This is a genomic window from Candidatus Zixiibacteriota bacterium (assembly GCA_040752815.1).
Classification (GTDB): domain Bacteria; phylum Zixibacteria; class MSB-5A5; order GN15; family FEB-12; genus JAGGTI01.
Genome location: JBFMGC010000015.1, coordinates 51121 through 60107, shown reverse-complemented (window position 1 = coordinate 60107; position 8987 = coordinate 51121). Strand labels below are relative to the sequence as shown.

The following is an 8987-nucleotide window of genomic DNA, read 5'->3' as shown; positions in this document are numbered from 1 at the left end:
AAGGTACTCATGGCGCTCTCCCATCCTTGCGCATACGGGCTCCGGATATCACCTTGGCCCCAGCGACTGTTCGGGTTCTTGCCACTTCCGGCAGCGGCGGATCGCGCTACGAACGGGCTCTTTCCGGCCCCAGGGCAGGTCGATCTCGCCGCTACCTCGAAGTCGCCGACTGCCGCCCGCGACCTCAATCTATCTCTTGCACTCTTACTTGATGCCATATATCTACCCAAAAGACAAGATACAAGGGCAGGACCCCTGCGGTCCAGAGAAGGTCTGCGACTCAAGAGACTGGGAACCGCCTCGGATTGGACTCAATGACACGACCTAGAGTTGCCCAAGGAACATGACATCATCAGAGATCACAGATGACCAATCAAGATTCTTCGCCTGACCGATCCAGCGACCAACTGCAATTGACCAGGGCGTTTGACCGATGGGGAAGTTGTATCGCAACACGTCGGACCGGTTATATGTCCTCAGTAATGAAGTCAGAAAATCAGACGGGCCCTCAGGGGACACGAGAAAGGAGTACCGTGGCAAGGCGACACGCGAATAGCCGAGCAACTGGCTAAGATCTCTCAAAGTAAGAAACCCGACTTTGCATTCGACGAACGCCATCAGCATCTGCTGTTTCTGGAGCACGAATCCCACCACATCTACCTGAATGTCCCAAGAAACCCATTCCGCAGGAACTCGATCCTGAAAACCGTAATCTGTAATCAGTCTTGATAAGCTTTTCCGGGACGCATCGATGACCCTGATCTCGGCATGTCTGTGTCTGTCTTTAAGAAAAGCTTCCAACCAGCCCGAAACGTGAGGATACATTTGATCTTCGCGCGAATATTTCATTGATCTTCGGCAGGTTCAGAGTCGTCGACGAATTCTAGCTGAGTTTGACCGTCGTCCGGGGGAACACGCTCGCAACCAATGGCCTTGCAGATTTGCCAGTAGCTGTTAAAGTGCTTACCGAAGAGACGAGGATCGAGTCTATCAGAATCGTCTTCTTCCGGGTCATGGGGTTTTTGACCGCGCAGTGCACGCAGGCCGGGGCATTCCCTTGGCTCGACGCACGGTCTATGACGGCCGTTAGCTGCTGCAAGCTCTTGAAGTATGATCTGCTTATGATCAAAGGAAAAGCCGATTTTCAGGTAGGCGTCGGCGAATATGTTTATCTGGTGCTCGCGGAATTCACGGCCGAGGTTTGGATGGCCCCAGGTGATCAACTGTACCGGAATCCCAACATGTTCCTGCAACAACATGCAAAGCTGTACAGGTACGTCCCAGTTTGTGGGATAGTTCAGTACATCAAGCCGTACGCGGTGCCGGCCGTCGGCGTAGACGTTGGACTTGCGCACATTTCCGGCTGTATCCCCGTAGCCCTTCAGAAACTCCCTTTTGTAGTCCGTTGGGAGCTCACGGTCAAAGAAGATCGCTGGGACTTTGAAATACGGAAAACTAGTTGCGTTGGCGGTAAGCAGTAGGATGTTGCGCCAGATCATGCTGTTGCGTATAAATGTCACCACGAAGTCGACACTGCTTGTATGCCGCACAATCTTGATGTCCGTATCCAACAGTTCAGCCATGCGTTCTCTTATGTCATTGAGACCGAGGCGGATAGACTGTTCTTGGTCGAACGAAGATGAGATGCCTACGGCCTCGAGACTGGAATGTGGGAATTGGACGACTAGTCGCCTTTGAGGGGCCGATTCGAGTGTCCCGCGAGCGACTATTAGACCTGCCAGATATGCTACGTCAATGTCGATGTAGTCATCCAGGCGAAACGCCCCCATTGTCAACTCCGCGGCTTTGCGAACAGAAGGATATACTCATGTGCCTTGTTGACCCGGAAAACGTACGGGTATCCAAGAGGGCGCATGTTGTTGTATTCGTGGCGCCTGTCCCAAATTACGATGTCGTCAAAAATAAATCCGATCTTCTGCATGAAAATGGCCACATCGCTGTGGTACGGATAAAACACGTTTTTCTTGCGGAGGTCCATGACTATGACGCAACAAAAAGCACCGGGTCGCAATACCTCATAGACATCTCGAAATATTTCCTCTAGTGCCGCCAAGAAGTCAGCGTATTTTAGTATTTTGCCGAGGTCTGCTTCCTCCAAGCCGTAGTCACGGCGTTCCTTGTAGTCGGCGGTGCGTTTCTCAAGCAGAATGTTCCAGTAAGGTGGCGATGTGACACAAAGATCGATAGAACTGGGTTGCACATACGTGAGTAGATCACGGGCATCGGCTTTGTATACCTCACACCGATCAACTTCCCGTTCGAAAACTCCCGTCTGTTTTAGACGGCCACGGGCGATATCGCAGTAGTCAGAGGATATCTCAAGTCCGATCCCTTGCTTGCCCTGCTGCTGAGCGGCGAGTAGAGTGCTGCCTACGCCCAAAAAAGGATCCAGTACGACACTGTCGTTCTCCCTCATCAACATTTGAATGAGGCGCGAAGGCAATTCCGCTGGAAACATTGCTGGATGACCTAGAGCAGTCTCTTCGCGTGTCTTTCGTATGTCGCTCCAAACGGAGATCGAATAGCGCGTCCAAGTCTTACCGTCGAGTGAATTGGCTCGGGAAGCGTTGCTGGCAGTCCTCCTCTTAATCGGTGTATCTCTGTGGAAGAGCTCTTGGTTGTTCGCTCCGAGTTTCTTCAATGTGCACCCGAATTCTTAGCGTGGCAATTCCCTGCAAGTGCGACCGGCGTGAATGCCCGGTTTTCCGCTCGCTCTTGCCGCATTTTCTAACAACTCAGTATGCCAGCTTGGAATAGCGCTTGTCAACAGGGAAGATATCGCATTTGACTGAAAAGGCACGTCGCTTTCACTGTGGGCGCCACTCCCCCCGCAATATCGAATACATCATCAAATCCCGCCAGCGGCCCCGGTGTTTGATTCGCTTGCGCGCCGTCCCCTCAAAGGTGAAGCCGCATTTCTCCAGCACCCGCACCGAGACATCGTTGCCGGTGAACACATGCGCCTGAATCCGAACCAGTTTAAGCTCCTTGAATCCAAATCCAACCGCCAGCCGTACCGCCTCGGTCGCCATCCCTCTCCCGCGATACTTCCGACTCAGCCAATACCCAAGCTCGAAACATCGATGCTTCCGGCTGATCATCTCCAAACCAATCCCGCCGATAATCTCGCCGGTCGCGGGGTCTTCGATCCCGAAACCATACCGTTCGCCCTTGCGCCAATTCAGGTGATTGGTGCGAATGAAAGCATGCGCGTCTTTCAGGCCGTAGGGATGCGGAATGAACGTGTTGCGGGCGACCGTGATGTCGTTGATGTGTTTGACCAGCGACGGTGCATCGGCACGTCTGATCCGCCGAAGATTGATCTGCCGCCCCGCGATTTTCTCGATCATGGCGTCCATAATACGCCGAAAACGCCCTTGCCGCAAGCCGGAATCCAATGTTTGACTACTCCGGCTTGTGTCGCGTATATTCCCACCGGCACGAAGGTTACCAAGGAGTTACTAATGCCCCCAAAAGTTGTCAAGGCCGCCCACGGTACAACTCTGTCCTGCAAAGGCTGGGCGCAGGAAGCCGCCCTCCGCATGCTCAACAACAACCTCGACGCTGAAGTCGCCGAGAAGCCCAAAGAGCTTATCATCTACGGCGGTTCCGGCAAGGCGGCCCGCAACTGGCGGTGCTATGACGCCATTGTCAAGTCGCTCAAATCACTGGGCAACGATGAAACCCTGTTAGTGCAGTCGGGCAAACCGGTGGGCATTTTCCGTACTCACGAGTATGCCCCGCGCGTTCTGATCGCCAACGCCCATTTGGTGCCGAAATGGGCGACCTGGGAGAATTTCCGTGATCTCGAAGACCGTGGCCTGACCATGTTTGGGCAGATGACTGCCGGAAGCTGGATTTATATCGGCGCGCAGGGGATCATCCAGGGGACCTACGAAACATTCGCGGCCACCGGTGATCAGCATTTCAAGGGCGATTTAACCGGCCGATGGATTCTGACCGGTGGCATGGGGGGGATGGGCGGCGCGCAGCCGCTGGCCGGCACCATGGCGGGGGCATCGATACTGGTAGTCGAAATCGATGAGGCGCGGATTGATCGTCGGGTCAAGATCGGTTACTGCGATGTCAAAGTGAAAGCGCTGGACAAGGCGCTCAAGCTGATCAAAGAGCACCAAAAATCGGGCGAGCCGATTTCAGTTGGCCTGATCGGCAACTGCGCGGAGGTGTTCCCGGAAGTTTATCGCCGGGGCATTGTGCCGGATATTGTCACCGATCAGACATCGGCCCATGACGAGTTAAACGGCTACATCCCCGAACGGCTGACAATGCAGGAAGCAGGCCAGCTTCGCAAGAACGACCCCAAGGCGTATATCCAGCGATCGTATGAGTCGATGGTTAAGCATTGCGACGCTATGGTGAAGTTTCTGCGCGCCGGTTCGATCGTGTTCGACTACGGCAACAACCTTCGCGGGCAAGCTGAGACAGGCGGACTCAAGACCGCGTTTTCCTATCCCGGATTTGTGCCTGCATATGTGCGGCCGTTGTTTTGTGAGGGACGTGGGCCGTTCCGTTGGGCGGCTCTCTCCGGTGATCCGAAAGACATTGCCGTCACCGATGATATAATTCTCGCAACGTTCAAACAGAACAAGTCGCTCGTGCGCTGGATCACCAAAGCGCGTGAGCGGATTCCGTTTCAGGGTCTGCCGGCACGAGTGTGTTGGCTGGGCTATGGCGAGCGGGCGCAGTTCGGCGAGATTCTGAACACCTATATCAAGAAGGGCAAGATATCCGCGCCTGTCGTGATCGGGCGCGATCATCTCGACTGCGGCTCGGTGGCGTCGCCGTATCGCGAGACCGAGGCGATGCTCGACGGGTCCGACGCTATTGCTGACTGGCCGCTGCTGAACGGGTTGCTTAACGCGGTGTCCGGCGCGAGCTGGGTGTCAATTCACCACGGTGGAGGAGTGGGGATCGGTCTCGCGATTCATGCCGGTATGGTCATAGTCGCCGACGGCACGAAAGAGATGTCTGAACGGTTGAATCGTGTGCTCACCAATGATCCGGGAATTGGAATCGCGCGCCACGCCGATGCCGGTTACAAAGACGCCAAAGCCTTCGCGCGAAAGCATAAGATCAAGATCCCGATGTTGGGGAAATGATGCTCCGCTAGTGTTGTGCGCGGCTGACCTCCTGGTCTGCCCGGTCTACGTCGAGTACGGTTCAAGGGGCAGACGAGGACCCGCCGCGGCGGGCCGCCCACGAAATGGAACTGGCGACGATCCGCAGTCGGCTGATCGCCCACCGAGTTTTCGCTTCGCCCCGCAGCAGGTGTCAGGCCGAGCTTGTCGAAGCCGGGTTAACGAGTCTCCAAACAACATATTCTAATTGACCCCTCGCTCCGCGGGGGTATATTCGGGCGATGCCGCGCGAAAAAAAAGCCACCCTGCTAATCAAAAACATCGGCCAACTAATCACCATGGCCGGGTCGGTGCCGCGCACCGGCGATGCCATGGACGATCTGGGCATGGTTGAAAACGGGGGTGTCGCGGTTGCGGGCGAGGAGATTCTCGCGGTCGGACCGTGGACCGAAGTTCAGGGTAAGGCCAGCTTGTCAGAAGTCTGCGAGGTGATAGACGCCGGCGGCGCGGTGGTTACGCCCGGGCTTATCGATCCGCACACTCATCCGGTGTTCGCTCGCACGCGCGAGCGTGAATTCGAATTACGGGCGCAGGGTAAATCGTATATGGAGATTGCCCGCAGCGGTGGTGGCATTCGCTCCTCGGTGCGAGACCTCCGCGCCGCCGACCGGGAAGAGCTCAAAAAACGTACGCGCCTGGTGCTGGACACCATGTTGGCCTACGGTACGACTACAATCGAAGCCAAGTCAGGCTATGGCCTGTCGCTCGAAGCGGAGACCAAGTCTCTCGAGGTCATCCGTGATCTGAACTCGGTGCACCCAATCGATCTGGTGCCAACATTTCTTGGGGCCCATGAAATTCCTGACGAATTCCGAGAAGATCGTGAAGCATACATAGACCTCGTTATCGAAGAGATGATCCCTTTGGTCGCGAAGCAGGAGCTGGCGGAATACTCCGACGTTTTCTGTGAAGAGGGTGTCTTTTCGCTCGACGAATCACGGCGTATTCAGGGGGCGGCGCGCGACGCCGGCCTGAAGCTCAGGTTCCACGCCGACGAGCTTACCTCGAGTGGTGGCTCGGAGCTGGCTGCCGAAATGGGGGCAACCTCGGCGGATCATTTGGTGTATATCTCGGACGCCGGTGTAAAGGCGCTGGCGCAGTCGGGCACGGTTGCTGTCTTATTGCCCGGAACGACTTTCTCGCTGGGGGGACGCAGGTACGCCCCGGGCCGTAAACTGATTGACGCCGGGGTCATCGTGGCCCTCGCCACCGATTGCAATCCCGGCTCAAGTTACACTGAATCTTTGGGGATCATCATCTCGCTCGCGGTGCTTCAGCTTAAAATGTCCACCGCAGAGGCCCTCAGTGCGGTTACGGTCAACGCCGCCGCGGCGCTCGACCGGGCCGGCAAGATCGGGCGGCTCGTGCCGGGGCTGCTCGGAGACCTCTTGATTTGGAATATGCAGGACTATCGTGAATTGCCCTATCATTATGGGGTCAACCTGGTCTCTAAAGTGATTAAGCGCGGCAAGGTGGTAGCCGAGAATTAGGGCTCGGAACATGTCCCTGTTGGGCGGGTTTAAGTGGTAGCGATGTCAAGCGACCGGATTCACAGTACAGCATTATTGTTTGGCGGTATCGCGCTCTTGTTGTCGGGCTGCGGGGTCTATACTTTCAATCCCCGCGGGAAATCGGAGATAGCGACGATTGCAGTCGAGCCGTTCGAGAACAAAACAAATCAATACGGCCTGGCTGATCTGATGACCGAGTCGGTGGTGGATGCGTTCATTGCCGACGGCACGATGAAGGTGGTTGCACCTGATGTCGCGCAGGCTCTGCTCGTCGCGACGCTTACCCGCTACGAACGGGTTGCCCACGAATTCGATGAGTTCGACCAGGTGTCGCGATATAAAGTGCTGGTGGGTGTCGACGTGGCTCTCAAGAAGCCTGACGATCGCAGTGATATTTGGGCAATTCAACTGACGCTGGACGGATATTACGACGCTGAAACTCAGGTCGAAGAGGATGGTCAGCGCTCCGTCGGCGAGCAGCTGGTCGAAGCGGTCCTTAACAAAACCACCAAGTCCTGGTAAGGTGAGGCCTGACTGATTCTGTTTGCTATCGCTGAAACAACTTAATATCCTTGTCCGGGGTTAGCGGTGAAGCCCCAAGGTAGCGCCTGGCGATCCTGCCTGACAGCATCGCCTTTCAAGGTGTCGGACAGAATCGTCCGGCACTAAACCGTACGAAGGACTTAGTCACCGGACCCGAAGGAGCGAACTTAGATCATGCAGGTTCAAAGAAGATCGATTCAGGCGGTAATCGCAATCCTGTGCATTGTCTTTTTGTCCCCGGCAGTTTCGGCAGTGGATATCAATTCCAGCGCGGGCACGAGTGCCTTTTCGTTTCTCAAGATAAATGTCGGCGGACGGGCGGTGGCGATGGGCGGCGCTTTTACCGGTTTAGCGGACGACGAAGCCGCGCTGTACTACAACCCCGCCGGACTGGCATCGCTGGAACAGAAGCGCTTTATCGCCGAGTATCATAACTACTTTACCGATCTTCAGTCTGGCTTCGCAGGGTACATTCACCCGTTGTCCGAAGAAGAAGTAATCGGAGTACAGTTCTCGTATCTCAATTACGGTGAGTTCATCCAGACCGATCGCGCCGGCAATATCGAGGGCACATTTGGCGGCGGGGACTTGATGGTCGCCGGCAGTTTCGCCGTGCGAAGAGGGTATCGCTTTGCTCTGGGCGCCACCGCCAAGTTCATCTATGAAAAGATCCAGGATTATGCAGCGACCGGTCTCGCGCTTGACCTCGGTCTCCGCTACACCAGCGATCGCAGCCGGTATGCCGGTGGGCTGCTGATCCAGAACCTGGGCACCCAACTTTCCAGCCTGGGCGAGGGCGAGAAAGACGGCCTGCCCACTTTAGTACGAATCGGCGGAGCGGCTCATCCCAAAGGGCTCAACGCGGTTCTGACCTCTGATCTTATCGTCCCCTTCGATAATGATATTGAGGTCGCCGTGGGAGCCGAGTACTACAGATTCGATCCCCTGTTCCTGCGCATCGGATGGAATAGCTTCGGGTCGAACTTCCGCACCGGCTATTCCGAAAACGGACTCGCCGGTCTCTCGCTCGGTGTCGGCCTAGGCTATCATTCCATGCAGTTTTCTTATGCCTACTCGCCGGCGGCAGATCTGGGCGAATCGCATCGCGTCACTATAACCGGGGGTATCTGAGAGATGTATCTGAAGAACCTCGCTGCGATCATCTACTCTCTAACGGCACTGTCAGCCGTCATGTTATTCGGCTGCGGCGAAACCAAGCTCGATGAGCCGCGCCAGGTCGTTATCGCGCTCTTCGGCGCAATGGAGAAGAACGACGAAGCCACGCTGACACACATTCTCGATTTACCGGAACTCATGAGGGCCAAACAGGAAGACTACGCCCTTCAGACCGACCGGGCGCGCGTTTTCACGACTCCCGAGGACGTTCTCAAGGACCTCACCGGCGACGGGGAGACCAAGAAGACCTGGTTTGCGCTCCAGAGAATTGTGGCTAATGCCGAGATCGCCGGCGAGACGGCCACCGTGGAGGTGACTTTTGTCGATAAAGAGCAGTCGCGCGGTTATCGGACCACATTCGGGCTGCACCGGGTCCACGGTGAGTGGCGGATCTATTCGTTCAAAACCGTTCGGGAGTAGGCGATTCACGACTGACCGATCGATCCGGGTGAGCAGTCGGGGCGGCCGCGAGTGCCAAGGTCGAACCGGGTCGACATCGCCGGGCGGTCAGGGCTATTGACTTCCCCTCTCCTATTCTCTACAATGTATCGCGATGAGCGGACGTTTCGGGGCCTCA

9 protein-coding genes are annotated in these 8987 nt (G+C 56.1%); 5 read left to right on the top strand and 4 right to left on the bottom strand.

Annotated elements, in window-relative coordinates:
- Nucleotides 1–324: 324 nt before the first annotated feature.
- The 4 genes from AB1772_05905 to AB1772_05890 form a co-directional block, all read right to left on the bottom strand.
- Nucleotides 325–849, bottom strand: coding sequence for a hypothetical protein (locus tag AB1772_05905; GenBank protein MEW5795877.1), 525 nt, complete (start codon nucleotides 847–849; stop codon nucleotides 325–327).
- On the bottom strand, nucleotides 846–1583 hold the full coding sequence (locus AB1772_05900) for a hypothetical protein (GenBank protein ID MEW5795876.1): 738 nt from the start codon (nucleotides 1581–1583) through the stop codon (nucleotides 846–848). Before AB1772_05900 ends, AB1772_05905 begins: the two co-directional genes overlap by 4 nt.
- Before the next feature lie 209 nt (nucleotides 1584–1792).
- On the bottom strand, nucleotides 1793–2662 hold the full coding sequence (locus tag AB1772_05895; GenBank protein MEW5795875.1) for a site-specific DNA-methyltransferase: 870 nt from the start codon (nucleotides 2660–2662) through the stop codon (nucleotides 1793–1795).
- A 166-nt stretch (nucleotides 2663–2828) separates the two neighbouring features.
- The gene (locus AB1772_05890; protein MEW5795874.1) at nucleotides 2829–3371 is read right to left on the bottom strand and encodes a GNAT family protein; all 543 of its coding nucleotides are present in this window, start codon (nucleotides 3369–3371) and stop codon (nucleotides 2829–2831) included.
- Nucleotides 3372–3485: 114 nt separating this feature from the next.
- On the opposite strand from AB1772_05890, the gene hutU reads away from it, so the two are divergent.
- The 5 genes from hutU to AB1772_05865 all read left to right on the top strand — a co-directional run bounded on the left by hutU (nucleotide 3486) and on the right by AB1772_05865 (nucleotide 8830).
- Nucleotides 3486–5141, top strand: coding sequence for a urocanate hydratase (hutU, locus tag AB1772_05885; protein MEW5795873.1), 1656 nt, complete (start codon nucleotides 3486–3488; stop codon nucleotides 5139–5141).
- A gap of 260 nt (nucleotides 5142–5401) precedes the next feature.
- Entirely contained in the window at nucleotides 5402–6670 is a 1269-nt protein-coding gene (hutI, locus tag AB1772_05880) for an imidazolonepropionase (protein MEW5795872.1), read from the top strand.
- 42 nt (nucleotides 6671–6712) lie between these two features.
- Complete coding sequence (gene lptE, locus AB1772_05875) at nucleotides 6713–7213, top strand: LPS assembly lipoprotein LptE (GenBank protein ID MEW5795871.1); 501 nt, start codon at nucleotides 6713–6715, stop codon at nucleotides 7211–7213.
- Between the two features lie 195 nt (nucleotides 7214–7408).
- Nucleotides 7409–8365 carry a PorV/PorQ family protein gene (locus AB1772_05870; GenBank protein ID MEW5795870.1) on the top strand — a complete coding sequence of 319 codons (957 nt, stop codon included), beginning with the start codon at nucleotides 7409–7411 and terminating at the stop codon, nucleotides 8363–8365.
- A gap of 3 nt (nucleotides 8366–8368) precedes the next feature.
- Entirely contained in the window at nucleotides 8369–8830 is a 462-nt protein-coding gene (locus AB1772_05865; GenBank protein ID MEW5795869.1) for a hypothetical protein, read from the top strand.
- The last annotated feature ends 157 nt before the right edge of the window (nucleotides 8831–8987 follow it).

Coding starts and splice junctions, on each gene's coding strand:
- AB1772_05905 (MEW5795877.1), bottom strand. CDS start 849: ATGAAATATTCGCGCGAAGATCAAATGTATCCTCACGTTTCGGGCTGG.
- AB1772_05900 (MEW5795876.1), bottom strand. CDS start 1,583: ATGGCTGAACTGTTGGATACGGACATCAAGATTGTGCGGCATACAAGC.
- AB1772_05890 (MEW5795874.1), bottom strand. CDS start 3,371: ATGATCGAGAAAATCGCGGGGCGGCAGATCAATCTTCGGCGGATCAGA.
- hutU (MEW5795873.1), top strand. CDS start 3,486: ATGCCCCCAAAAGTTGTCAAGGCCGCCCACGGTACAACTCTGTCCTGC.
- hutI (MEW5795872.1), top strand. CDS start 5,402: ATGCCGCGCGAAAAAAAAGCCACCCTGCTAATCAAAAACATCGGCCAA.
- lptE (MEW5795871.1), top strand. CDS start 6,713: ATGTCAAGCGACCGGATTCACAGTACAGCATTATTGTTTGGCGGTATC.
- AB1772_05870 (MEW5795870.1), top strand. CDS start 7,409: ATGCAGGTTCAAAGAAGATCGATTCAGGCGGTAATCGCAATCCTGTGC.
- AB1772_05865 (MEW5795869.1), top strand. CDS start 8,369: ATGTATCTGAAGAACCTCGCTGCGATCATCTACTCTCTAACGGCACTG.